Origin of the sequence: Halorussus halophilus (assembly GCF_008831545.1) — an archaeon.
Lineage (GTDB): Archaea > Halobacteriota > Halobacteria > Halobacteriales > Haladaptataceae > Halorussus > Halorussus halophilus.
The window spans coordinates 3,572,996-3,597,458 of sequence record NZ_CP044523.1; the positions used below are offsets into that span (position 1 = coordinate 3,572,996).

26 protein-coding genes are annotated in these 24,463 nt (G+C 62.3%); 15 read left to right on the top strand and 11 right to left on the bottom strand.

What is annotated here, in order from left to right:
* Window positions 1-17: 17 nt before the first annotated feature.
* Both F7R90_RS17755 and eif1A read right to left on the bottom strand, forming a co-directional pair.
* Window positions 18-683: a nitroreductase family protein gene (locus tag F7R90_RS17755; protein WP_158058727.1), complete on the bottom strand. Its 666-nt coding sequence runs from the start codon at window positions 681-683 to the stop codon at window positions 18-20.
* Window positions 684-1,105: 422 nt separating this feature from the next.
* Window positions 1,106-1,396 (bottom strand): translation initiation factor eIF-1A, encoded by a 291-nt coding sequence (gene eif1A / locus F7R90_RS17760; RefSeq protein ID WP_158058728.1) that lies wholly within the window; start codon window positions 1,394-1,396, stop codon window positions 1,106-1,108.
* A gap of 107 nt (window positions 1,397-1,503) precedes the next feature.
* Here eif1A and F7R90_RS17765 point away from each other — a divergent pair, with 107 nt between their 5' ends.
* Window positions 1,504-1,722 (top strand): DUF7470 family protein, encoded by a 219-nt coding sequence (locus F7R90_RS17765; protein ID WP_158058729.1) that lies wholly within the window; start codon window positions 1,504-1,506, stop codon window positions 1,720-1,722.
* 275 nt (window positions 1,723-1,997) lie between these two features.
* Here the strand turns inward: F7R90_RS17765 and F7R90_RS17770 are convergent, their stop codons facing one another.
* The gene (locus F7R90_RS17770; protein ID WP_158058730.1) at window positions 1,998-2,978 is read right to left on the bottom strand and encodes a tyrosine--tRNA ligase; all 981 of its coding nucleotides are present in this window, start codon (window positions 2,976-2,978) and stop codon (window positions 1,998-2,000) included.
* A 118-nt stretch (window positions 2,979-3,096) separates the two neighbouring features.
* On the opposite strand from F7R90_RS17770, the gene F7R90_RS17775 reads away from it, so the two are divergent.
* Window positions 3,097-3,393, top strand: coding sequence for a hypothetical protein (locus tag F7R90_RS17775; RefSeq protein WP_158058731.1), 297 nt, complete (start codon window positions 3,097-3,099; stop codon window positions 3,391-3,393).
* 19 nt (window positions 3,394-3,412) lie between these two features.
* Here the strand turns inward: F7R90_RS17775 and F7R90_RS17780 are convergent, their stop codons facing one another.
* Together F7R90_RS17780 and rnz are read right to left on the bottom strand one after the other, a co-directional pair.
* Window positions 3,413-5,413, bottom strand: a complete 2,001-nt coding sequence (locus F7R90_RS17780) for a DUF460 domain-containing protein (RefSeq protein WP_158058732.1) — start codon at window positions 5,411-5,413, stop codon at window positions 3,413-3,415.
* Between the two features lie 53 nt (window positions 5,414-5,466).
* Window positions 5,467-6,393, bottom strand: a complete 927-nt coding sequence (gene rnz, locus F7R90_RS17785) for a ribonuclease Z (protein WP_158058733.1) — start codon at window positions 6,391-6,393, stop codon at window positions 5,467-5,469.
* A 233-nt stretch (window positions 6,394-6,626) separates the two neighbouring features.
* Here rnz and F7R90_RS17790 point away from each other — a divergent pair, with 233 nt between their 5' ends.
* The 4 genes from F7R90_RS17790 (at window position 6,627) to F7R90_RS17805 (ending at window position 11,544) form a co-directional block, all read left to right on the top strand.
* Window positions 6,627-8,696 carry a DUF7282 domain-containing protein gene (locus tag F7R90_RS17790; RefSeq protein ID WP_158058734.1) on the top strand — a complete coding sequence of 690 codons (2,070 nt, stop codon included), beginning with the start codon at window positions 6,627-6,629 and terminating at the stop codon, window positions 8,694-8,696.
* A 140-nt stretch (window positions 8,697-8,836) separates the two neighbouring features.
* On the top strand, window positions 8,837-9,775 hold the full coding sequence (locus F7R90_RS17795) for a DUF4382 domain-containing protein (RefSeq protein WP_158058735.1): 939 nt from the start codon (window positions 8,837-8,839) through the stop codon (window positions 9,773-9,775).
* A 58-nt stretch (window positions 9,776-9,833) separates the two neighbouring features.
* A complete protein-coding gene (locus tag F7R90_RS17800) occupies window positions 9,834-10,463 on the top strand; it encodes an NUDIX hydrolase N-terminal domain-containing protein (protein WP_158058736.1) in 630 nt (209 codons plus the stop codon).
* A 73-nt stretch (window positions 10,464-10,536) separates the two neighbouring features.
* Window positions 10,537-11,544, top strand: a complete 1,008-nt coding sequence (locus F7R90_RS17805; protein ID WP_158058737.1) for an AAA family ATPase — start codon at window positions 10,537-10,539, stop codon at window positions 11,542-11,544.
* Window positions 11,545-11,563: 19 nt separating this feature from the next.
* Here F7R90_RS17805 and F7R90_RS17810 read toward each other — a convergent pair whose 3' ends face one another.
* Both F7R90_RS17810 and F7R90_RS17815 read right to left on the bottom strand, forming a co-directional pair.
* Window positions 11,564-11,917 (bottom strand): DUF7473 family protein, encoded by a 354-nt coding sequence (locus tag F7R90_RS17810; RefSeq protein WP_158058738.1) that lies wholly within the window; start codon window positions 11,915-11,917, stop codon window positions 11,564-11,566.
* A gap of 59 nt (window positions 11,918-11,976) precedes the next feature.
* A complete protein-coding gene (locus F7R90_RS17815) occupies window positions 11,977-12,537 on the bottom strand; it encodes a TATA-box-binding protein (RefSeq protein WP_158058739.1) in 561 nt (186 codons plus the stop codon).
* 600 nt (window positions 12,538-13,137) lie between these two features.
* Here F7R90_RS17815 and F7R90_RS17820 point away from each other — a divergent pair.
* Complete coding sequence (locus F7R90_RS17820; RefSeq protein ID WP_158058740.1) at window positions 13,138-14,100, top strand: methyltransferase domain-containing protein; 963 nt, start codon at window positions 13,138-13,140, stop codon at window positions 14,098-14,100.
* Here the strand turns inward: F7R90_RS17820 and F7R90_RS17825 are convergent.
* Window positions 14,097-14,543, bottom strand: coding sequence for an acyl-CoA thioesterase (locus tag F7R90_RS17825; RefSeq protein ID WP_158058741.1), 447 nt, complete (start codon window positions 14,541-14,543; stop codon window positions 14,097-14,099). The two genes, F7R90_RS17820 and F7R90_RS17825, sit on opposite strands and share 4 nt — an antisense overlap.
* Before the next feature lie 83 nt (window positions 14,544-14,626).
* Window positions 14,627-15,487, bottom strand: a complete 861-nt coding sequence (gene hisG / locus F7R90_RS17830) for an ATP phosphoribosyltransferase (protein WP_158058742.1) — start codon at window positions 15,485-15,487, stop codon at window positions 14,627-14,629.
* 339 nt (window positions 15,488-15,826) lie between these two features.
* Here hisG and F7R90_RS17835 point away from each other — a divergent pair, with 339 nt between their 5' ends.
* From F7R90_RS17835 to F7R90_RS17860, 6 genes are all read left to right on the top strand, one after another.
* Window positions 15,827-17,035 carry a threonine synthase gene (locus tag F7R90_RS17835; protein WP_192498355.1) on the top strand — a complete coding sequence of 403 codons (1,209 nt, stop codon included), beginning with the start codon at window positions 15,827-15,829 and terminating at the stop codon, window positions 17,033-17,035.
* Window positions 17,036-17,083: 48 nt separating this feature from the next.
* On the top strand, window positions 17,084-18,373 hold the full coding sequence (locus F7R90_RS17840) for an amidohydrolase (protein ID WP_158058744.1): 1,290 nt from the start codon (window positions 17,084-17,086) through the stop codon (window positions 18,371-18,373).
* A gap of 192 nt (window positions 18,374-18,565) precedes the next feature.
* On the top strand, window positions 18,566-19,291 hold the full coding sequence (locus F7R90_RS17845; RefSeq protein ID WP_158058745.1) for a hypothetical protein: 726 nt from the start codon (window positions 18,566-18,568) through the stop codon (window positions 19,289-19,291).
* A gap of 159 nt (window positions 19,292-19,450) precedes the next feature.
* Window positions 19,451-20,734 (top strand): adenosylhomocysteinase, encoded by a 1,284-nt coding sequence (locus F7R90_RS17850; RefSeq protein ID WP_158058746.1) that lies wholly within the window; start codon window positions 19,451-19,453, stop codon window positions 20,732-20,734.
* Between the two features lie 51 nt (window positions 20,735-20,785).
* The gene (locus tag F7R90_RS17855) at window positions 20,786-21,727 is read left to right on the top strand and encodes an alpha/beta fold hydrolase (RefSeq protein ID WP_158058747.1); all 942 of its coding nucleotides are present in this window, start codon (window positions 20,786-20,788) and stop codon (window positions 21,725-21,727) included.
* 51 nt (window positions 21,728-21,778) lie between these two features.
* Window positions 21,779-22,168, top strand: coding sequence for a RidA family protein (locus tag F7R90_RS17860; RefSeq protein WP_158058748.1), 390 nt, complete (start codon window positions 21,779-21,781; stop codon window positions 22,166-22,168).
* Between the two features lie 13 nt (window positions 22,169-22,181).
* Here the strand turns inward: F7R90_RS17860 and F7R90_RS17865 are convergent, their stop codons facing one another.
* On the bottom strand, window positions 22,182-23,006 hold the full coding sequence (locus tag F7R90_RS17865; RefSeq protein ID WP_158058749.1) for a formate/nitrite transporter family protein: 825 nt from the start codon (window positions 23,004-23,006) through the stop codon (window positions 22,182-22,184).
* A 115-nt stretch (window positions 23,007-23,121) separates the two neighbouring features.
* On the opposite strand from F7R90_RS17865, the gene F7R90_RS22350 reads away from it, so the two are divergent.
* Window positions 23,122-23,259 (top strand): hypothetical protein, encoded by a 138-nt coding sequence (locus tag F7R90_RS22350; RefSeq protein ID WP_192498356.1) that lies wholly within the window; start codon window positions 23,122-23,124, stop codon window positions 23,257-23,259.
* The gene (hjc, locus tag F7R90_RS17870; protein ID WP_158058750.1) at window positions 23,240-23,740 is read left to right on the top strand and encodes a Holliday junction resolvase Hjc; all 501 of its coding nucleotides are present in this window, start codon (window positions 23,240-23,242) and stop codon (window positions 23,738-23,740) included. The genes F7R90_RS22350 and hjc overlap by 20 nt, the downstream gene beginning before the upstream one ends.
* An 8-nt stretch (window positions 23,741-23,748) precedes the next feature.
* Here hjc and F7R90_RS17875 read toward each other — a convergent pair whose 3' ends face one another.
* On the bottom strand, window positions 23,749-24,459 hold the full coding sequence (locus F7R90_RS17875; RefSeq protein ID WP_225741211.1) for an SWIM zinc finger family protein: 711 nt from the start codon (window positions 24,457-24,459) through the stop codon (window positions 23,749-23,751).
* Between the last annotated feature and the right edge of the window lie 4 nt (window positions 24,460-24,463).

The window sequence follows — 24,463 nt, forward strand, 5'->3', positions numbered from 1 at the left end:
GTGGGTATACGCTCCGCTCAGTAGGATTCGCGGTGGAGCACTTCCTCGACGCCGCGTCGTGGGAGTCGCTCCGGTTCTTCGCCACCGCTCTCGCCGACCGCCACGAGCATCACCGGAATCTTGTCGTCTGGGAGTTCGAGGAACTCCGAGAGACCTTCGGCGTCGAAGCCGATCATCGGCGTCGCTTTCAACCCTCTCGCGTGCGCGGAGAGCATGAGGTTCTCGGCAGCCAGACTGGCGTTTCGAATGCCGTAGTCTCGGCCCATCCGCTCGTCGTCGTACATCCCGACCGCGGTGGCTTTCGTCTCCTCGGCGGCTTGTTCGTCCATGCGACCTGCTTCTTCCCACTCGCCGAAGACGCGGTCTGCGGTCTCGGCCTCGCTGTGGCCGACCACCAGAATCGCCGTTCCGGCGTCCTTGATGTGTTCCTGACCGTACGCCAACTCCACGACCTCGTCCAGTCGCTCCCCGTCCTGCACGGCGACGAACTCCCACGGCTGGAGGTTGTACGAGGAGGGCGCGAGCGCGGCGTCCTCTACGAGCGCTTCCAGCGTCTCGTCGGAAATTTCGGCCTCAGCGTCGAAGTTGTGGCCCGACCGCCGCGTTCGAATCGCTTCGATTACTCCGGGGAACTCCGCGTCGTGGTCTACGTCGTAGTCGTCGGTCTCCAGTTGTTGGGACATACGAGACAGTAAGTACCGCTCCTTTAACCACCGAACGAAACCCCGCTGTCTTGCCGTTTGGGATGACTTGCATGTTACCAGCAGGCGACGACGACACTGGTACATCTGACACCTGCGGTGCTGGGCCGTCCGGTGGCTGTTCTCGGTGCTGTGCGGTGGTTGTTTGCGGTGCTGAGCGGTAGCTGTCGAGAACTATTTTCAACTACCGCGAACGAAGCGAGACGCGCTCCGCGCGCCTCGTGAAGTGAGCGCGTCCGAGGAACCCTCGAAGGAGGCCGCAAAGCGGCCTCCGGAGGGGGTGACGACGTGTCATTGGGAGCGTAGCGACCGATTGCTCGGAAGACGCGGTTTGTCTTCCGGTGATTTTCATGTACGTTTTGCCAGCGGGTGGTCGCTCTGCGACCACCCCGCAGGAAAAGGTTCTACTGAATATGCCCTTCGTCGCGCAACTGGTCGGCGTCCTGCTTCTCGTAGCGCCACGTGATGTCTGCCTTCTCGTCCTGCCAGTCCCACGGTTCGACTAGCACGACGTCGTCCTCTCGAATCCAGATGCGCTTTTGCATCTTGCCCGGGATGCGAGCGGTTCGTTCCTTGCCATCGGCACACCGTACTTTCACTCGGTTCGCGCCGAGCATATTGGTGACGGTGGCGAACACCTCGTCGTCGTCGGGCATGCGGAGGTTCTTCCGCCGTCCGCCGTCGTTGTCACTCATATCGATGACTTTGATTTCCGGACGTTTAACTCTTACAGGGTTCGCCGGTGAACTACCTGCCGACCGTACCACGAGTGTTTAAGTCGCCGCCGTCCCCATGCCGGTGTATGCTCGGAAAACTCGGAGCGAAAGGCATCGCCGGGGTGCTGATGCTCCTCGCCGGTATCGCAATCATCGCCCTCAAGAACCTCATCATCGCCGCCGGAATGGCGCTGGTCGTCCTCGGTGTCGTCCTCACCGCGTGGGGGCTCGTCTCCAGTCTGATGGCGAACTTCGGCCTCGGCGGGATGATGGGCGGCGGTGGCGGTCCGGGCGGTTTCCAATAAGAACGACCTTTTTTCTCGTCGGGTGCCGTCGCGCCGAAGGTGCTCGGTACCGCTCTCTGCTCACGGCCGCAGGCCGTCTGCTCGCGGCTTCGCCGCTCGCACGGTCCGCGGAACGTCGTTCCGCGCTATTCGCATGGTTCGAGGGACGTAGTCCCTCGGCACTCCAAAAAATGTCGATCAAAAAACGGACGCTCGAAATCTGAGCGCGCCGCGCTCAGATTTCTCACGTCTTCTTCACGGTGGTGACCTACCGCAGGAGGAAATCCCCCTCGCCGCTATCCTTCCAACTCGCGCAACTTCTCGCGCCCTGGTGCAATCAACTCGTCCAAGTAGTCCGCCAGCGCGCCCTTCGCGTCCGCTGGGTGGAGTTCGCCGCTCTCCAAATCGTCCGCGAGCGTCTCGTAGTCGTCGTACTCCAGATTGCCGCCGTACTCGTCGGGTCGCTCCACGACGACCTGCTCGAATCGCGGGAAGACGTGGAACTGGAAGATTTCCAGCACCGGGTTTTCGAGGTCGCCCTCCGGATTTCTGGTCGGCGGGCAGAACGCCGAGTTGACCTTCTCCTCGATGTCTTCCGTCGAGTCCTCCATCGAGATGGTGACACCCGAACTGCTGGACATCTTCCCCTCGCCCGTTCCGAGGTCGGCGATAATCGGCGTGTGAATGCACGGCCGGGCCTCGTAGCCGATTTCCGGCAGTTCTTCGCGCATGAGCATGTGAACCTTCCGTTGGTCGAGACCGCCGACCGCGAGGTCCAAGTCGAGGTACTCGATGTCGAGCGCCTGCATCAGCGGGTAGACGACGTGGCTGACCTTCGCCGTCTCACCGCCCTGCAACTCCGCCATCGCTCGCTGGGCGCGGTTGAGCGTCGTGCCGAGTTCGAGTTTGTGGAGGTCCAGCGCGTAGTCGTCGTCTAGCTGGTACTCAGAGCCGTAGACGAACTCGGTCTGCTCTTCGTCGAGACCGTACGCGAGGAACTGCGCTCGCATCTTCTCGGCCGTTTCCTCGATTTCCTCGAAGGAGCCTTTGCCGTTGAGGTAGGCGTGAACGTCCGCCAGTAGAATGATGACTTCCATGCCCGCCTCCTGCAGGTCGATGAGTTTGTTGGCAGTCAGCATGTGGCCGATGTGGAGCACGCCGGATGGCTCGTAGCCGACGTAGACCCGCTTCCCTTCGGGGTCGTCGGCTAGCTCTTCCACCTCCTCCTCGGTGACGGCTTCCTCGACGTTCCGCGTAATCAAGTCGTAGGCGTCCATACGCGATTTGTGTCCCGCACGTGGCTTGAGGCTTCCGACACTATGCTGGTGGTTCTCGTGGTACTTCTCACTACACCTCTGCAAGGAATTTAGGTGCTAGCTGAGAAAGCTCTCCGCGATGAACGCGATTCGAATCGGCGGGATACTGCTCGCAATGGGGCTAGTCGTGTTCGCCCTCTCGATTCTCACGGGCGCGACAGTCGGTTGTACGGCTGTCGGCTACTCTGGCGAACCACCCGGCGGGTTCGAACTGAAAGAAATCGACGTTCTCGGTCTCGACATCGTCTACACGCCCGATGGCGGCATCAATACTTGCTCGATGGACTTCGGATATATTTTCGCCCCTCTCGGTCTCGGCGCAATCGCACTCGGAAGTCTCGTCGGCGGGGTCGGTTGCTTGCGGGAGTGGTTCTAACCCCCGAGAAACAGCAACTTCAGGAACTCTGACCGCTCGTCCGCGACTCGTAGCGTCGCTCCGCGCGATGCTCGCTGATGAGTTGGTCGAGTTGGTTTTCCTTCTTCTGTTGCCGACGTTCCTCGGCGCGGTCCTCCCAGTCGCTAATAACCGACTCCACCTCGCTCTCCCGCGCCACTGCCAATTCGTCTATCTCCTGAATCGTCACGTCGTCTGCGGGACCGACTGGAATCTCGCGTTCGAACAGCACTTCGTCGGCGACTTCCGAGAGACCGCCGTGCTTGAGGACGACCCTCGGGTCGAATTCGGCCAGTCGCTCGGCAGTCGAGCGTCCGGCACCGCTGGCGTCCCGCAGCAAGATTACGTCGTCTTCGGCGAGTCCGAAGTTCTCGTGGGCCGAGTCGATGTCCTCGTTGGTGAACTTTACCACCGGTTTGACCGGCACGAGTCCCTGCTTCTTCTCGGCCACGTCGCTGAAGTTCGAGTGGTCGAGTTTCCACAGTTCCTTGAGTCGTGCGAGTTTGCCCTCTAGTTCTTCGATTTCCTCGTCGCGCTCCTCGACTTTCTGTTCCAGTCGGTCGTTCTCGCGCTCCAGTCGGGTGACGACGCGGCGCTCCTTCGCTTCCTTGCGCTCCTCGCGTCGCGCGTCACTCAGTTCGTTTTCCAGTTCGGCGATGCGCTCGCCTTTCGTGTCCACCGTCTCGTTCAGGTCATCGACGTGCGATTCGAGGCGCTCGACCTGCCGTTCGAGTTCCTTGATTCGCTTCTCGTCCTCTGTTAGCTCTCGTGGGTCGTGCTGGGTTTCGTCTTCTTCCCCAGCGTCGTCGTCCTCGGTCAGTGCGTCGAGTGCGGTTTCGACCGTGTCGTCGCCTGCGACGACGCGAGCGGTAATCTCCCCGCGGTCCACGTTCATCGGAATCTTGCTGGCGATGCGGTCGAACTGCTCCTCGTGGGCGTCGAAGGCGAACAGCGAGGCGGCCATCGCGTCGCGTTCGTGGTCGTTGTCGTAGTCGTGGTCGCGCGTGCGGTGTTGCTTCTCGTCCACCGGCAGGTCGGCGTCGGGAATCCACCCCGCGGCGTCGAAGCTTCGGCGGATCTTCTCCACCGTCTCGGGCATCGGTTCGACGTCGGCGGCGACGACGATGGGTCGCCCGCGCTCGATTATCCACTCGATGACCTCGGCGGTGCCCGCAGTGCGCGTACTCAACACGTCCAAGACGGTGCCGTCCAAGCCGACCACCGAGACGGCCGTCGTCGTGCCGGGGTCGATACCCACCAGCACGTGGTCGCGGCGCTTGGCTAGGGGTTCGAACTCGATGCCGTCTCTGCGCTCGCGTTCGATTTCGACCCGAACGTCTCCGGACCGGCGATTCGAGACCGGGATGTCCTCGGGCCGCGCTTCGACCTTGAAAATCGCATTCGAGAGACCGCCGTACTTCTCCGTCGCGTCGCGTTCGTAGTCGAGTCCGGCCGAATCGAGTTCCGACTCGATTTCTCTCGTTTGCTTTCGAACTGCGCCGTGGATGCGCCGAGTGTACCTATCTTCGCTCCAGCCGCCCTTCCCCGTCGAGCGACCGCGAGACACCTTGATTTCGGTGGTGTTCGTAAACGCCGACACCTCGTGGCCGACGTTCCCGGCGGCCAGTCTGGCGGCCGCCTCGGCTTCCTTCATCGGGTCCTTGCCGTAGGGGACGCCGTGGCGAGAGGCGACTCGCGAGAGCGGTTCCGGTCGCTCCGCGCCGGTCACCTGCACGAGTCGCGTCGAATCGGGGAGTCCGCGCAAAAAGTGGACGAGGGCGTCCTTGTCGGACGCGAGTTCGTACATGTTGTCGGTCGCCAAGAGAGCAGGTTCCTCGCGTTCGACGAGTCGCATCAGCTTTCGATGGCTCACCACGTCTTTGTCGAGGTTCTCGCCGTCGAAGGCGACCAGCGCGTAGGACGGCGAGTCGCCCCGCACGTCCCCACTCTGGATGTCTACGCCGAAAACGAGCGTGTCGAGGGCACTCGTGCGCGCGTTCACGGGCGAGGGTAGGGTTCGACCAGATATAAATCCGGCGCGGAGTCGAGGTTGACCTACTCCTCCGGATACTCCACGTCTACGATATCGCCGTCGTCCGGAACAAAGACGTCGCCGTCGAACTCCTCGCGCGCCTCTTCCAGATGCTGAGAGGTGTCGTTGCCGTACCGCGAGGAGATGTGGGTCAAGGCCAGTCGCTTCGCACTTGCTTGCCGGGCGATACTGCCCGCCTGTCGCGCCGTCGAGTGACCGGTCTTGTTCGCTCGCTCCTCGCCGTCGTCGGCGAAACTGGCGTCGTGGACCAGCAGGTCGGCGTCTTCGGTGGCTTCGACCACGGTGTCGGTGGGTCGCGTATCGCCAGTGTATGCAAACGTCCTCCCCGGCCGGGCCTCGCCGACGACCTGTGCTGGTTCGATAGTGGTACCGTCGTCCAGTTCGACCGACTGGCCTTCGTGGAGTCGCGAGAACTTCGGGCCGACCGGAACGCCCAACTCTTCCGCCTTCTCTCGGTCGAAGCGTCCTTTTCGGTCGTCCTCGACCAGGGCGTAACCCACCGCGTTGGTGTCGTGGCTCACGTCGAAGGTGCGGACCTCGTAGTCGTCGTGCCGCACTGCAGTCTCGCCAGGAGCGACTTCGTAGATGTGAATCGGGAACGACGGGTCGTTTCCCGCGGCGTGGACCAGCGTCTCGATGTCGCGCTTGGTCCCTCGTGGCGTGTAGATAGTCACCGGGTCGTCGCGCTCGTTGAAGTCCCACGTCTGGACGAGGCCAGGGAGTCCCAGCACGTGGTCGCCGTGGATGTGCGTGACGAAAATCTCGGAGACGGTGAAGCCAGTGCCGAACTTCATCATCTGGCGCTGTGTCCCCTCGCCGACGTCGAACAGCAGGCGGTCGCCCTCCCGGTTGACCAGTATGGAACTGGGGTTGCGTTCGGTCGTCGGAACGGCCCCGCTGGTGCCGAGAAAGGTCACGCGCATCGTCATGTCCCTTCGTCGGACCGCGAGGAGTAAACCCGCTTCGAAACCGCTCGCGTCGGCGTCCGCTCGCAACTCCGGTTACATCGCGCGAAACGCTCGGTTACGAGTGGAACCCGTTCGGGGAAATACGAAGCTAAGTCGGGCCTATACGGCCGTATCAGCGTGTTACAAGCGTGAACGGTCGCGCCCGTTTATTCGCGGCCTTCACGTCGCTTTGTTCGCGGATTAGGGGGGTACAAATGACACGTGACAACAGGACCTTTAGCGCCGTGTTCATGGCCGTTCTACTGGTGCTCGCCAGTGGCACAGCGGTGTCGCTCGCAGTAACCGGCGACAGTAGCCAAGCGGCCGGAGCGAACGCGGTTAGCCTCCAAGACGAAGACGGACAGCCCACAGCAAACGTAACCTTTAGCGACCAAACGTCCGACGACGGCGCGACGATAGTCGTCGATTCGGTGACGCTCTCGGAGGGTGGCTTCGTCGCCATCCACGACGAGACGCTACTCGACGGTGACGCCGTCGGGAGCGTCGTCGGCGTCTCGGACTACCTCGAAGCGGGGACCCACGAGAACGTGGAAATCACGCTCGCTCGTCCCCTCAACGAGAGCCAGTCGCTCATCGCCATGCCGCACTTGGACACCAACGAGAACCAAGTGTACGACTTCGTTATCGCCAACGGTGCCACGGACGGTCCGTACACCACTGACGGACAGATAGTCGTAGACCAAGGGATGGTGAGCGTCGGTGAGGAACCGGCGGAAACGACGACTGAGGAAGAGGAACCAGTCGAAACCACCACTGAAGAAGAGGAACCAGTCGAAACCACCACTGAAGAAGAGGAACCAGTCGAAACCACCACTGAAGAAGAGGAACCAGTCGAAACCACCACTGAAGAAGAGGAACCAGTCGAAACCACCACTGAAGAAGAGGAACCAGTCGAAACCACCACTGAAGAAGAGGAACCAGTCGAAACCACCACTGAAGAAGAGGAACCAGTCGAAACCACCACTGAAGAAGAGGAACCAGTCGAAACCACCACTGAAGAAGAGGAGCCGGTCGAAACGACGACTGAGGAAGAAGAGCCGGTGGAGACGACCACCGAAGAACCCGCCGAGGACCAACAGCAGTTCATCTTCAAGATAGAGCAACTGCAGATCGACGAGTGGTCGTTCGTCATCGGCGATTCCGAAGAACCCGACCGCACTGAGACGGTCAGTGACGTGTCCGTCAGCGACCGACGCGTCGAAATCAATCTCTCTGAGGTTCTCGCTCAGCAGGACATGGCTGCGGGTGACGTGACCACCCAAGACCCTGCGGCGGCCCAAGCGACCGTCGAGGAACAGCTCTCTGGGGACATCCAGACGGTTCGGTTCGTCCTCCGGGACATCTCCATCGAGAACGTCACGTTCGTCATCACGGCACCGGCCGACATGGAACTGCCAGAGCCGCCCATGATGACGACGACGCCGGAGGAGCCGGAGACGACTGAGGAACCGGTGGAGACGACCACCGAGGAGCCTGTCGAAACCACGACTGAGGAACCAGTGGAAACCACGACTGAAGAGCCGGTCGAGACGACGACCGAAGAACCAGTCGAAACCACGACTGAAGAACCGGTGGAAACGACGACCGAGGAACCGGTGGAGACCACCACTGAGGAGCCGGTCGAGACGACGACCGAAGAACCAGTGGAAACCACAACTGAGGAACCGGTGGAAACGACGACCGAAGAACCGGTCGAAACAACCACTGAGGAACCAGTTGAAACCACGACTGAGGAACCGGTGGAAACGACCACCGAAGAGCCGGTGGAAACCACGACCGAAGAGCCGGCAGAGACGACCACCGAGGAGCCTGTCGAGACGACGACAGAGGAACCCGCAGACCTCGCGTCCTTCGAAGTCAGTGAACTCGACGCACCCGAGGAAGCGGCGGCCGGTGACGACATCAACGTCTCCGCCGTCATCAGCAACCCGAACGAACAGCAGACGACCCAGAGTATCGCGTTCCGACTCGAAGGGACCGTCATCGCTCGCCAAGACGTCACCCTAGAGGGTGGCGAAGAGCGTACTGTCACCTTCGAGATAAACACGACCGGAGTCCCGTCGGGCGAGTACATCCACGGCATCTACAGCCAAGGATTCGGTGACCTCGCGGTCATCACCATCGCGGAACCGCCCGCGGAGACTACGGCGGCAGCGACGACCGAAGCGGACGACGAAGAGACGACGGAAGCTGAAGAGACCGAGACGCCCGCCGAAGCGACGACCACTGCAGCACCCGCCGAGACGACGACGGCAGAGGCGTGACGACTCTCGTCGTCTGACTTGACGACAATCTAATTTTTAAACGGTTCAGTATCGTTTAATCGCAAGATAGCGTCGGGTGTGGAACGTACCTGAACAGGAACATCCGTTTATTACTATCTATTTCGACACACCAAAATGCAATGAAGCGATACGCCGCCGTCCTCGTGACGGTCATGTTGTTGCTCGCCGGTTGTTCCGGCGGCACTGGTAGCACAGGCACGACGACTACGACGCAGCTTTCCGGGACGACTGACGCGGGCGCGACGACCGCCCAAACTGAGTCGGGCACGTCGAGCGCGAGTCAGGGCACCGTCGAGTTCTACGTCAGCGACGAGAAGAACGCGATGGGCGACTTCGAGCATCTGAACGTCACGGTCTCGAAGGTCGGTCTCAAGTCCGGCAACGAGTCCAACAGTTCGTGGCAGAACTACGAAGTCGATAACCGCACCATCGACCTCACCGAACTGACCGGCCCGAACGCGACGCACGTCGGGTCGTTCGACGCGAACGCGACCACGTACCAAGCCGTCTTCGTCTACGTCGAGGACGTGAACGGGACGCTGAAGAACGGCGAGCAGGTGAACGTGAAACTGCCGAGCAGCAAGCTCCAAATCAAACAGCAGTTCACCGTCGGCGCGAACGAATCGACCGACTTCGTCTTCGACATCTCGGTCTTCGAGGCCGGCAAGAGCGGCAAATACATCCTCAAGCCGGTCATCAGCGAGTCCGGTACCGACGTGGAAATCGACCCCGTCGATGAGAAGGGTGGCGCGGAGGACGGCAACGAGTCGAGCGAGAGCGCGCTGAACGCTTCCTTCGTTGGCAACGTCACGCAGGGCGAGAACGTCACCGTCGAAGTGACGGAGAACGGCAGTGCCGTGGCGAACGCGACGGTGAGAGTCGACGGCGCAGTCGTCGGCGAGACGAACGCTGACGGGACGCTGACTATCTCCGTTCCCGACGTGACGGTGCTGGAAGTCGAAGTCGAAACCGACGACGCGTCGGCGACGCTGAAACACGAGTTCGAAGCGAGCGGGCAGGGGAACAGCGAGAACGGTAGCGGCGGAAACGGCAACTGAAGCGACTGAGGTCTTCCGCCATCGATTTCACCCTCCACGTTGTGTTTCTGCCCGAGGGATGACGGACGACGCCGAAGGAGACGAGAACTCGGCGAGCGACGGAGACGACCTCCTCGCCCTGTTGGACGAACTTCGAATCACCGGGCTGAACGGTCTCGAATACGCGGACGACCCGTACGACGAGACGCGATATCGACGCATACTGAAACTCGCCTGCGAGTGGTACGGTCGCTCGCTAGACCTCCCGGCGGAAACAGTCCGCGAGCGATTCGCGTCGGAAGTCGGCCGCGTCACGCCGAAGGTGAGCGCCGACGCCGCCGTCTTCGACGACGAGGGTCGCATCCTCCTGCAACGACGCACAGACGACGAGACGTGGTGCTTGCCAGGCGGCTACACTGACCCGAACGAGTCGCCCCGCGAAACCGCCGTGAGGGAGACGCGAGAAGAGACCGGTCTGTCCGTGGAACCGCTAGAACTCGTCGGCGTCTACACCCGAAGACCCGGCGAGTACGGTCCGCACTGTCTGGTGGTTCACCTCTATCGCTGTGCAGTCGAACGTGGCGACCTCGAACTGTCTCACGAAGGTACCGACCTCCAGTACTGGTCGTTAGCGAACGTACCGGAGTGGCACAAGAACCACGAGCAGATGGCTCGGGACGCACGAAGGAAGTGGACCGACGCCCGATAGCCAAGTGCCCGATGGCCAACCACCCGATAGCCAACCGACCGATTCTTACCCGGCGGGTTCCTACCTCCGCCTAATGGACGCGCCGCTGTGGACCGAACGGTACGCCCCCGACCTCGAAGACCTCCCGCAGGACGAGGTCCGGGACTACCTCCAGAAGGCCGTGGACGAACCTATCAACCTCGTCCTGCACGGCCCGCCCGGTGCCGGAAAGACGGCCGCGGTGCGGGCGCTCGCCCGTGCGGCCCACGACGACCCGGACAACGACCTCGTGGAGATCAACGTCGCGGACTTCTTCGGCATGACGAAGAAGGAAGTCTCGAACGACCCGCGCTTCTCGTCGTTCATCGACAGCAAGCGCAGGCGCAACTCCTCGAAGGCCGACCTCATCAACCACGTGCTGAAGGAGTCGGCGAGCTATCCGCCGGTCTCCGGCACCTACAAGACGGTCGTGCTGGACAACGCCGAAGCGATTCGTGAGGACTTCCAACAGGCACTCCGCCGGGTGATGGAACGCCATCACGAGGCGACGCAGTTCGTCATCACGACGCGCCAACCGACGAAGCTCATCCCGCCCATCAAGTCGCGGTGTTTCCCCGTCTCGGTGAGCGCGCCGTCCCCCGACGAAATCGCCGCCGTGCTGAAAGACGTTGTAGAGGCCGAGGGCGTCGAGTACGACGAGAGCGGACTGGAGTACGTCGCTGGCTACGCCAACGGCGACCTCCGGAAAGCTATCTTGAGCGCACAGACCACCGCCGAGGCAGAGGGCGAAGTGACGATGCAGGCCGCCTACGAGGTACTCGGCGAGGTCGGCGTCAGCGCGGAAATTCAGGAGATGTTAGACGCCGCGGAGGCAGGGGAGTTCAGCGACGCCCGCGGCATCTTGGACGACCTGCTCATCGACGAAGGCTTCGACGGCGAGGAAGTGCTAAGCGAGATTCTGGACGTTGCGCACTCGGGTCGATACTCTGGCGACGAGTTAGCGGAGTTGACCGTGTTGGCTGGCGAGGTGGACGTCGATTTAGCAGAAGGGTCGAGCGATCGAGTTCACATCGCGCACCTGCTGGCGGAACTCGGAGCCTGAGGATCGGCCGTTCGTTCTCTTACGTCGGTGCAGTCCCGAGCAACCGCACCAGATTCAGGATGGTAATCCCGAACAGCACGCTGATGGTGTAGTGTGCGATTGCGACCAGCGCCGTCGTCCGGTACTTTATACGGTACACGGCCCGGATTGCGAAGAAATCCGCGGAGAGCGCGAGCACAATAATCAGCGCGACTCCGAGGGAGCTTTGGTACGCTTGCAACGCGAACGAGATAACGGCCGGAACTAGTCCGACGAGGAAGGCCCGCGAAATCGGCACGCTCCCGAGGACGTATCTGGCGGCGATGTGTGCGGTGACGCCGTAGAACAGCACCGCCAACAGGAACGTGACCACCAGCGCAGTGAGCGCGACCATGGCCGAAAAATAGGACCGAGTCGGTTTGTGTGTACTGATTCGAATCCGCTCGTCTCGCTCTATTCGAGCAGACCGAGTTCTTCGAGGCGCGAGACGATCTTGTCAACTGCCTGTTCTGCGTCCTCGGGCTTCTTGCCGCCGGTGATGACGAGTTTGCCGGACCCGAACAGGAGCGCGACGACTTCGGGTTCGTCGAGTCGGTAGACGAGACCGGGGAACTGCTCGGGTTCGTACTCGATGTTCTCCAGACCGAGACCGATGGCGATGGCGTTGAGGTTGAGATTGCGTCCGAGGTCCGCCGAAGTGACGATGTTCTGAACGACGATTTCGGGGTTCTCGTTGACGTTGATGTTCAACTCGCGGAGTTTGTCGAAGACGATTTCGAGACTCTCGTGGACGTCGGCGGTACTCTTCGCGCCGGTACAGACGATTTTACCGGAACGGAAGATGAGTGCTGCGGACTTCGGGTTCTGGGTGCGATAGACGAGACCGGGGAACTGCTCGGGGTCGTAGTCGGCCCCTTCCAGGTCCATCGCCACGCTCTGGAGGTCGAGTTCCTGCCCGATGCCCGTGGAGGCGACCACGTTTTCAATGTTGATGGTCTCCTTTGGGTCAGTCATGTACGACTTAAATGTCGTATTTAAGGTTTATAAAGGTTGGTACTCTTCCCTGACAATTCCGTCAGGCGCTTTTTATGTTCTGTGTAGACTGTCAGTGACAACCGGCAATAAATGGGGGTCGATACTCGGCTTCATTTCGGCGACAGACGCTCTCTCCGGACGGTTCGTGTGTGTATTAAATTACTAACAGCCCTTGAGTGAATGTCGCACACCTACTCAGGGATTAGTGCCTCGGACGAATCTCGCGCGCGGACGGAGTTGATAAATTTTCTTGGAAATTGGACATTTGGGTGGCGCGCGCTGGTCGCGGCCTTTACTGGCCGCGCCGTTTCGCGCGAGGGACGAGTATCGCAAGCCGAGACGACGCGCTCCGGCGCGTCGTCTGTACTGAGAAACGCAGTCGGTTGGGAGGACGTGGCCTCGCGGTGCTGTGCGGTGCGGTCTTCATAGGTATCGGGTGTAGCTAGCCTCCATTCAGCCACGCCGGAATCGTCGTGAGCATTGTACTCTAAGCCACACCGAAACAACTCCGGGAAGACCACCACAACATCTTCGTCCGCAGACGAAACCCCCAATAGTCACCGCCGAATCGAATACGCTGTGTACGCGCTGGAACTCGGAGGAGAGGACGACCGATTCGCCGCCGCGGAGGCCGCGAGCGCGGCGACCGGCGTCGAAGTCGCCGCGCCCGGACTCGCGACTGCAACGACGATTAGCGACCGAGTGCAGACGCTCGCCTACACCCACCGCGCGAGCGAGTTGCTCGGCACGACGGACGCCGACGTGGAGAGCGCGAAAGTTCTGCTCGAAGCCAGCGACCTGAGCAGGGAGGGCACAGTCGCCGTCCGTGCCCGAGACGTTCGCGAAACTGCCGACATCGACACCCAACGCGCCGAGCGCGAACTCGGACAGGTCCTCGTGGACGCAGGTTTCACAGTCGATTTGGATGACCCGGACCACGAACTTCGGGCACTCTTTTCCAAGGAAACCTGCCTCCTCGGCTGGCTCGAAACCGTGAGTATCCGCGACTACGGCACTCGAAAACCGACCGACCGGCCGTTCTTCCAACCCGGTGGGATGGACCCACTCCTCGCTCGGGCGCTGGTCAATCTCGCCGGAGCGTGCCCCGGCGCGAAGATACTCGACCCGATGTGTGGCACCGGCGGCGTCCTCATCGAAGGCGGACTCGTCGGCGCAACGGTGTACGGCACCGACGCCCAGCGCAAGATGGCTCGCGGCGCGGCGACGAATCTGGACCACTACCTCGACTCGGGGTGGGCGACGATGCAGGGCGACGCGACGCACCTGCCGTTTCCCGACGGTAGCCTCGACGGTGTCGTCTTCGACGCGCCCTACGGCCGCCAGTCGAAGATTGCGAACCTCGGCTTAGACGATTTGGTAGAGGGCGCGCTCGAAGAAGCCAAGAGAGTAGCAGAGCGAGCAGTCGTGGTCGGCGACCGCTCGTGGGCCGACGCAGCACGCGAGGCAGGGTGGGAAGTCGAATCGGAGTTCGAGCGGCGAGTGCATCGCTCGCTGGACCGATTTATTATCGTCCTAGATTAGTCCTCGTCGCTCTCTGCCGCCAGCGCTTTCTCTCGCAGTCGTTCGTCTTCCTCGGTTTCGACCACGAGTTCGGGCACTTCCACGGGGGAACCATCCTCGCCGATAGCGACGAAGGTGAAACACGACTCCGTCGTGCGCTCGGTCTCGCCCGTTCTGGGGTCCTCGCGCCACGCACGCAGTCGAACGCGGACACTGGTTCGACCGGCCGCGTAGACGTATGCCTCCACGAGCGCGGTGTCGCCCACTGGAATCGGCCGGTGGAAACTGAGGTCCTCGACGCCCGCCGTAACGCAGGTTTCGCCCGCGAAGCGCATCGCGGCCATCGCGCCGAGTTCGTCCATCCACTTCATCAACTCGCCGCCGTGGAGCGTCTCGTAGTTGTTGGCGTCGTTCGGTTGGACGCGAAAGCGGTTTTCGAGGTAGGTGTCCGTGGGTGTTGGCATGGAGAAAATATCGTATCGAGACGTGATGAGCGTCCGGGTCTGGGGCAGGGGACGACGGCGAGAGAGAACACGAGCTTCGAACGTTATTCCACGAGTCGCTCGATTTCCGTCACGAGAATCCCGCTCGCGCCCACGCTCTTCAAGTCGTTGATGGTCTCGAACACGTCGCGTTCGTCCACGACGGCGTGGACGGCGACCATGCCGTCGCCGTTCCCGTCGCCTTCGATGTCCATCACCGTCGGACCGCCGAGACCTGGAATCACGTCCTTGACCTCGCCGAGTTTGTCCGCGGGGGCGTTCATCATCAGGTAGCGCTTGCCGTCCGCCGAGAGGACCGACTGGAGCGCCATCACGATTTGCTGGACTTTCTCGTCCTCGACCACGTCTTCGCGTGCAAAGAGGTGGACCGAACTCGCCAGCACTTCGTCCACGATGCCGAGGCGGTTGACTTTCAGCGTCGTCCCCGTACTCGTGATGTCGATGATAGCGTCGGCCATCTCGACGTGGGGCGTCAACTCCGTCGCGCCGCTGACCTCCACGATGTCCGGCGAGACGCTCTGGTCGGCGAAGTACTGCTCGGCGATGTTGGGGAACTCCGTGGCGACAGTTTTCCCCGCGAGGTCTTCGACTGACTCGATGTCGCCATCTTCCGGCGCGGCGAGGACGAGTCTGCACTGGCCGAACTCCAAATCGAGCAGGTCGGTCACGTCGCCGGGGTCAGCCTCCCGAACTTGGTCGAGTCCGGTGATGCCGACGTCTGCAGCACCGTCGCTGACGTACTCGGGAATGTCGGCGGCGCGCGCGAAGAGGAGCGTCACCTCGGGGTCTACCGTGTCGGCGTACAGCTTTCGGTCCGCGCCATCGACGGCGTGCAGGCCCGCGTGTTCGAGCAGGTCCATCGACGGGTCGTGCAGTCGGCCCTTGTTCGGGACGGCGATTCGCATATGTGTGTTTTGCAACTCGCTCGGCGGGGAACTAGTTTTCGACGCCACCTTTTTTCTCGTCGGGTGCCTACGCGCCGGAGGCGCTTGGCACCCTCCTCCAAAAAATCTGGACCAAAAAAATCGACGCTTGAAATCTGTGCGCGCCGCGCACAGATTTCGCACGTCTTCCACGATTGGTTCGACTACAGTACAGCACCGCACAGCGAGGTCAACAGCCGTGCGCCGACCGCATTGGTGACCGACAATATCCACAAAAAGTTACAGAACTCGCGTTGCGTCGAATCGGCGGGTTTCGCAGGCACCCGAACCACCTTTTCCCGTGGGAGTCAATCGATTGGCATGAACCACACTTTCGAGTGCATCTTCTGCGGTTCGAGGGCCGCCCCTGCCGACAAGTCTTCCTCGTGTACCGACTGCGGCGGCCCGCTCGAAGTCGCGCTCGACGCCGACGAACTGCCGAGTTCTCTTCCCGAAACCGACCGGCGAGACCTGTGGCGCTACGCCGACTTCCTGCCGACAGAGGGCATCACCCCGATTTCGATTGGCGAGGGCTGGACGCCACTGACCGAACTTCCTACCGTCTCCGAGAACCCCACCGTCCTCCTGAAGAACGAGACGACCAATCCCACGTGGTCGTGGAAGGACCGCCTCGCTGCCGTGGTCGTTCCTCACGCTGTCGCCGCAGGAGCAGAGAAAATCGCCACCTCGACCTCTGGCAACCACGGGAGCGCCATTGCCGCGTACGCCTCCCGTGCTGGAATCGAGCAGGTTCTCACTTTCGTCTCGCCGTCGAGCGAAACGCCCCACCATCGTCAGATGCGCGCCTACGGAGCCGAATCGCTGGCACTGACCGACTACGGGGAGCGCAAGAATCTGCTCCGAGAACTCGCCGACCGTGGCTGGTTCGTCGGGTACAACCTCCAGAACCGCTACACTGCGCAACCGTACGTCTACGAGGGCTACAAGACAATCGCCTTCGAGTTGGTCGAGCAACTCGACAAGGTCCCCGACGCCATCGTCGCTCCGGTCGGTGCGGGTGATGGCTTCTACGGTATCTGGAAGGGATTCCGAGAACTCCGAGAACTCGGCATCGTCGAGACCACGCCCAAGATGGTCAGCGCCGAATCGGCAGAACGCCATCCCCTCGCCAAAGCCCACCAGTCAGACGCCGAGACGGTCGGCAGAGACGACGGCCCGGAACCACTCAGTACCTCCACGATGGGCACTACCTCTGGGACTCACGCACTCCAAGCAGTTCGAGACTCCGACGGCGCGGCCTACGCCGCCGACCGAGAGACGGTCGAACAGGCAATCAGAGACTGCGGCCACGACGGCATCTTCCTCGAACCGGCCTCGGCGCTCGCGCCCGCAGTCGTCTTGCAAGCCATCGCAGACAACCAACTCGACGCCTCAGACACCGTCGTTTGCGTCGGTACTGGTGCAGGCGTCGCGTGGCCCGAGAAGACGGTGGAGGCCGTGGGAACTGCGCCGACCGTCGAACCGACCGTGGAGGCAGTTGCCGAGGCAGTTTCGCTCGACTTGGACTGAAAACTCCGTCCCGATGGTTTGACACCCCTCGCCCGAGAAGACGGAGCCATGACGACGCTCCAAATCGTGGGCGGGCAGGTACTACGCCCGGACATGACCGTCGAAGACGGCGACGTGCTGGTAGACGCAGACGAAGGGACGATTCTTGCAGTCGGCGAGACCCCAGCGGGCGACGAGACGCTCGACGCAGAAGGCAACCTCGTGATGCCGAGTCTGGTCAACGCCCACGGGCACGCGGCGATGACGCTCCTGCGAGGCTACGCCGACGACAAGGAACTCGACGCGTGGCTACAGGAGGACATCTGGCCAGTCGAGGGCGCGCTCACTGCCGAGGACGTGCGCGTCGGCACCGACCTCGCGCAGTTGGAGATGATTCGGTCGGGGACGACCGCCTTCGCGGACATGTACTTCGAAGTGCCGGAAGTCGTCGAATCCGTCGAAAAAGCCGGTCTACGTGCCCGCGTCGGCCACGGGGTCGTGACCGTCGGCAAGGACGAGCAAGCAGCCCGAGAGGACTTCCAGACGAGCCTCGACGTCGCCAAAGAATTCGACGGCGCGGCAGGAGGCAGAATCAAGACTGCGGTCATGCCCCACAGCCTGACGACCGTCGCAGAAGAGTATCTGCGCGAATACGTCGCCAAGGCCCGCGAAGCGGAAATCCCGCTTCACTACCACGCCAACGAGACGCGCCACGAAGTCGATCCAATCGTCGAGGACGAAGGCAAACGACCGCTCGAATACGCCCGCGAACTAGACATGACCCAGCAATCGGACTTCGTCGCCCACGGCGTCCACACCGACGAGACCGAAATCGACCTCTTAGCCGAGTCGGGAACTGCGGTCGTCCACTGCCCGGCGTCGAACATGAAACTCGCCAGCGGGATGGCTCCCGTCCAGCAGATGCTCGATGCGGGTGTCACGGTCGGTCTCGGCACCGACGGTGCGGCCTCGAACAACGACTTAGACATGTTCGACGAGATGCGAGACGCCGCGATGCTCGGCAAGTTGTCCGCCGAGGACGCTAGCGCGGTGCCCGCCGAAGCAGTCGTGGAGATGGCGACGAGAGGAAGCGCGAGTGCGCTCGGCTTCGATAGCGGCCGAATCGAGGAAGGTGCGAACGCCGACATCGCCGTGCTGGACTTAGACGCCGCGCACCTCACGCCCCATCACGACCTCGTGAGTCACCTCGCGTACGCGGCCCGCGGGTCGGACGTTCGACACACTATCTGTGACGGACAGGTCCTCATGCACGACCGGGACGTGCTGACCCTCGATGCGGCCGCAGTGCGGTCGAAGGCGGAGGAACACGCCGCCGCCGCAGTCGAGCGTGCCGAGTGACGAATTATGTACAGATTTCTCTACGTGACAGCGAAGAAATGACTCGTTGACCTAATCGAGATTAAACGTTCTGCGGGCGTTCTAAACTTTCTAGACGAATATGTGGCTTTTATGGACTATCCGAACACCCCCCTGAACCATCCGAACGGCAGTCGGGGTTTAATGTGTCCTTTCGCATCAGGACGATTTGCAATGAACTCGAAACGAACCCTGACCGCCGTCGCGCTTGCTGGCCTTCTGCTCGTGTCGGCACTCGCGTCTGCGGGCAGTGTCGCAGGAAGTACCGCCGCCAACGCAACGGCGAACGACAGCCTCTCCGTCTCCGTCGAAAACGTCGGCAACGACGGTGCGACGGTGATGGTCACCGCGAACGACTCTGCGGTCGCGAACGCCTCGGTGAGCGTCGAAGCGACTGACAACAACAGCACGTACGCGGGAGCGGGCGACTACGAGACGGGACCGGACGGGACCGTCTCGCTCCCCGAACCTGAACAGAACGTGACCGTCTCCGTCACGGCCGAGAGCGGCAACCTTTCGGAGACGACGACGGCGACGCTGACCACCGCCGAAGAGTCGGACGAACCGAAATCCTTCGGCCAGATGGTCTCCTCGTTCGTCCACCAGATGCTCAACGCGGGCGACACCGACGGCCCGCTCGGTCAGGCTATCTCGGAGTTCGTCACGTCGAACAACCCCGGTTCGGAACACAAGCCCGACCACGCTGGCAAGCCTGACGACGCAGGCAAGAAGGACACGGGCAAGCCCGCACACGCTGGCGGCCCCGACAACAGCACCGCTGAAGGCGACGACGACCAGTCGCCCGGTAACTCCGGTAACGGCAACGACGAGACGGACGACGACAAGAAGGGCAACGGCAACGACAAGGCCAAGAAGGGCAACAACGGCAAAGGCAACTAACGCCCTCGCATCGCACTGCTGACCTGCTTCGTTTTTCGTGGACTGAATCGATCACGAACCACCGCGTCAACCTTTGGTACCGCACACCGAATCCGCCTTCGGTAGCGTTCGCTACTCCGCTTCGGTAGCGTTTTGGGCGCGGTCCCCATGTTTTCGCGTATGGTAGACTACCCGACGATTAGCGAGCAGGTAGACGACGTAGAATCTGCTCGCGCGGAAGGCCATCGAAAGATGGACTGGGCGCGCGAACACATGCCGATTCTCACCGCGATTCAGGACGAGTTCGGCGACTCGAAGCCGTTCGACGGCCAGCGAATCGGGATGGCGATGCACGTCGAAGCCAAGACCGCAGTGCTGGTCGAGACGCTCGCCGAAGCGGGCGCGGACGTGGTGGTCACTGGCTGTAACCCGCTCTCCACGCACGACGACGTGAGCGCGGCACTCGACGAGCACCCGAACATCGACTCCTACGCGAAGCGCGGCGTGGACGACGAGGAGTACTACGAGGCCATCGAGGCCGTCATCGACCTCGAACCGACCATCACCGTGGACGACGGCATGGACCTCGTCGCGGCGATTCACGAGGACTACCCCGAACTCATCGACTCCATCGTCGGCGGTGCCGAAGAGACGACCACCGGCGTCCACCGACTGCGCGCGATGGACGACGACGGCGCACTCGAATACCCCGTCTTCGCGGTCAACGACACGCCGATGAAGCGCCTGTTCGACAACGTCCACGGCACGGGCGAATCCTCGCTTGCGAACATCGCCATGACCACGAACCTCTCGTGGGCGGGCAAGAACGTCGTCGTCGCGGGCTACGGCGACTGCGGTCGCGGCGTCGCCAAGAAGGCGTCGGGCCAGAACGCGAACGTCATCGTCACGGAAGTCGAACCCCGGCGCGCGCTCGAAGCCCACATGGAGGGCTACGACGTGATGCCGATGACCGAGGCGGCCGAAGTCGGCGACGTGTTCCTCACGACGACGGGCAACCGCGACGTGATTACGACGGAACACTTCGAGAAGATGCAAGACGGCGTCCTGCTCGCCAACGCAGGTCACTTCGACGTGGAGGTCAACTTAGACCAGCTTTCGGACCTCGCAGTCGCAGAGCGCGACGCCCGCGACGGCGTCCACGAATACGAGATGGCGGACGGTCGCCGCCTCAACGTCCTCGCGGAAGGTCGCCTCGTGAACCTCGCCTCGCCAATCGCGCTGGGCCACCCGGTCGAAGTCATGGACCAGAGCTTCGGCATCCAGTTCGTCTGCGTGCGCGAGATGGTGGAGAACGGCGAGACCTACGACGCCGGCGTCCACGACGTGCCGGACGAACTGGACAAGGAGATTGCCGAGATTAAATTGGAGGCCGAGGGCATCGAGTACGACGACCTCACCCCCGAGCAGGCCGACTACATGGGTAGCTGGGAACACGGGACGTAGACACCTGCCCTTATACCAACGTTTTTCTCTCGGACGTTCGATAGGAGTACCATGACCCTCCACCACGCCGCGGACCCGAGTGCGGAGGCCGAACCGTATCTCGACACACTCGGGAATCTCTGTGACTACTACGACGTAGACGCCGAATCGAAGTACGTCGAACTCGACGGTCCCGCCAGTCGTGTCCACTATCTAACCGCGGGCGAGGGACCGCCGCTCCTGCTCTTGCACGGTCTCGGTAGCACGGCCGCCGTCTGGATTCCGCTGCTCGACGCGCTGACTGACCACTTCACCGTCTACGTGCCCGAACGACCTGGACGGGGGCTTTCGTCTGCTGTAGACTACCGAAAGACCGGCTTCCGGCACTTCTCGGTCGATTACGTCGCGGACTTCCTCGACTCGCTCGGAATCGACGAGACTGCGGTGATGGGCAACTCGCTCGGCGGCTTTCAGGCGCTGGCGCTCGCCGTCGATTATCCCGAACGCGTTCAGAAACTCTGTCTCGTCGGCGCACCGGCGGGACTCTCTCGGTCGGTTCCGTTCCTGTTCCGACTGTTTGACGTGCCACTGTTCGGTCGGTGGCTGTTCGACTACACGACTGCCGAGACGATTCCGGAAGCGCGCGCCGCGGCCCGGCGACTGGACGTGGTGGACGATTCGGCGCTCCCGGACTGTTACTTCGAAGTCGGACTTCTCGGCGAACAGTTGCCCGGCCAGCACGAGAGTCTCTGGTCGCTATTGGAAGCACTCGGGACGTTCCGGGGGATGCGTCAGCGGTTCGACCTCAGGGAGAAGTTGGCGGGGAGCGAAATCCCCACCCGATTCGTCTGGGGCACCGAGGACTACTTCTGGCCGCCGGACGTCGGCGAGGAGACGGTCGAAGCCATGCCGAACGCCGAACTGGTCGTCCTCGACGGCGAGGGTCACGTGCCGTGGCTGGAACCCAACGCCGCCGCGGAGGAGGCCGTCGTGGAATTTCTGGCCGCCGAGTGATTGGCGACTGACGACGAGTAGCGTTTTGCTTTGCCACCGCCTGTACCACGCATGGACCGCCGAAACGTCTCCAGTGGCACCGAGTGGGAACCGAAGGTCGGCTACTCGCGGGCAGTGCGCGTCGGCGACGAGGTACACGTCTCCGGCACGACAGCGACAGACGAAAACGGCAACCTCGTCGGCGCGGGCGACCCCTACGAGCAGACGAAGCAGACGCTCGCAAACGTGGTCTCTGCGCTCGAAGAAGCGGGCGCGAGCGTCGAGGACGTAGTGCGAACGCGAATCTACGTCACCGATATCGACCAGTGGGAGGCAGTCGGGCGAGCGCACGGCGAGGTGTTCGGCGACGTGCGTCCGGCTACGAGCATGGTGCAGGTCGCGCGACTCATCGACCCCGAGATGCTCGTCGAAGTCGAAGCGGTCGCCAAGGTCGAAGTGTAGGCCCGTCCCCGCTTTACTTGCCTCCGCGAACCACGTGCCCGTACTTCAGGAGCGCGACGAAGACGGTGCCGCCGATGGCGTTACCGACCGTCGCGAGCGCGAGGAATTCGAGATAGTCGAGCGGCGAAATGCTCGCCGACACAATAGTTCCCGCCAGTACTTCGACGTTGCCCGCGATGGAGTGGGGAAGGTGGGCCACGCCGATGCTCGTCGTGACGAGCCAGACGAAGAACACCCGCGAGGTGGTCTCTTGGGCGGCGGCGACGAGCCACGAGAGCAGGCCCATCATCCACCCCGCGAGGACGCCGCCAGCGAGCAGAACGAGAGGTTCGTGTTCGACCAGTTTCGACGCGATGTCGGTGAAGGCGCTAGTCTCTGCGATGCCGTACGCCGGAGCCAGATACACCATCGAGACGGCGAACACCGCGCCGCCGACGACGTTGCCCACGTAGACGATGCCCCAGAGACGGCCGAGTTGCCCGGGCGAGGCTTGCTTGTCGAGGACTGGGAGGACTGCCAGAGTCGTGTGTTCGGTGAACAACTCTGACCGTCCCAATACGACGAAGATGAACCCGACGGCGTAGGCGTTGGCGATGAGGAGGCTGGTCAGCGGTTCGCCCCACGCGCTTCCGACGAGCGTCGCCAGCACGGCCATGAGCAGGGGGCCGAAGCCGATGTCGAGACCCGCGGAGAGTGCCGAGAGAAAGAGGCCGCTCGCGGGCCGTTCGAGTTCGTTCAGCCCTTCGTCTATCTGTGAGGCCAGAATCGACTCTTTGGGCTTCTGCTGGTCGGTCGACCGGTCCTCGAACTCGTCGGTGTCGAGGTTCTGTGACGCCACTACTGTTCGAGATGTGAAGGAAGTGGAAAAATTGATTGGCCACCCCACGAATCGAGACCTCCACTTTCACCGCGCTTTCAGGGAACTTAACACCCAGAAGAGAGCAGTGCCCACAATGAGTGAATCGACGGACCAAGTGAGAGAACCGACGGGCCGACGGAGCGAAACGTCGGGAAGTTGGAGCAAATCGCCGGGTCGCTCCATCGACCCGGCGGCCGTTCGGGGGTGTCTCGATGTCGAACGCCAAGGGTGACAGACGCGAGCGCGAACTCGTCAACCGACTGGACGAGGCCGGGTTCGCAGTGATGCGCGCACCCGCCAGCGGGTCGGCGACGGAGCGCGAACTGCCGGACGTGCTGGCGGGCGACGGCGACGTGTTCTACGCTATCGAAGCGAAGTCGAGCGCGGGCGACCCCATCTATCTCACCGGCGAGGAAGTCGAAGCGCTAGTCTACTTCAGTCAGAACTTCGGTGCGAAGCCGAAAATCGGGGTACGTTTCGACCGCGAGGACTGGTACTTCTTCCACCCTGCCGACGTGCATCAGACCGACGGCGGCAACTACCGCGTAAAGAAGGAGACGGCTATCGAGGAAGGCGACCCGATGGAGAGTCTCCGAGGCGACAGCGGTGACGATGATGGCGACGACGATTCGGGTCACGGCGTCGAAGACGTGTTACAGGCCGTCGAACAGGGCGTCCTCTCGGTGGACGAGGCGACAGATATTCTGGAGTAGTTCGCTCCCTACTGGGCCTCGACTCGGAAGTCTCCGAGTTCCGACTGGTCGTCCGGGAACTGCTCGGTGGAAGCTTCACCCCGGCGGCCGAGTCGGCCACGCGGGAACGAGTACCGGCGTAGGTGGTGTGGTTTCAACTCGTCTTCGCTGAGTCCCGCCGGAATCGGGTACAGTACCTCGACCACTACGTCGTCTGGATTGTAGCCTTCGTTGTTGGGATACTCCGCGACGGTGCAGTTCCGACCCGTGATTTCGACCTCGTCGGCTCTGCGGCCGCTCATCCGAACCACGACGAGCAGGTCGCCCGTCTCGCGGTCCAGTACAGTCTCGCCCGGTGCGAGCGCGCACGCCTCGCAGAACTGCGGTTCCTCGGCGTTCTCGTCTACGAACAACTCTTTGCCGCAGTTGGCGCAGGCGACTGCTTTCTCGCCCGGCGCGGGGAGCAGTCCTTCGGTAATCTCCATGGCGACTCGCCGGATGTGCTTGCAGTGGGCCTGCCGGAAGACGTGGTCCGGGCAGGTGCAGCGACCACCGGACAAATCGACGGAGTACGTGTGGCCACTCTGACTTTCGATGTCGTAGACGCCGCCGCCGAGCGGCGTGACCGCCATTCGCTCCAGTCTGGCGCGCTGAGAGCGCATATCGAGGCTCCCCATGTCGGCCAGCGGCGCGAGCGTTGCTGGTGTCCGTGTGTGCTTGGAAGCAGTTGTGTGTTCCATGGCT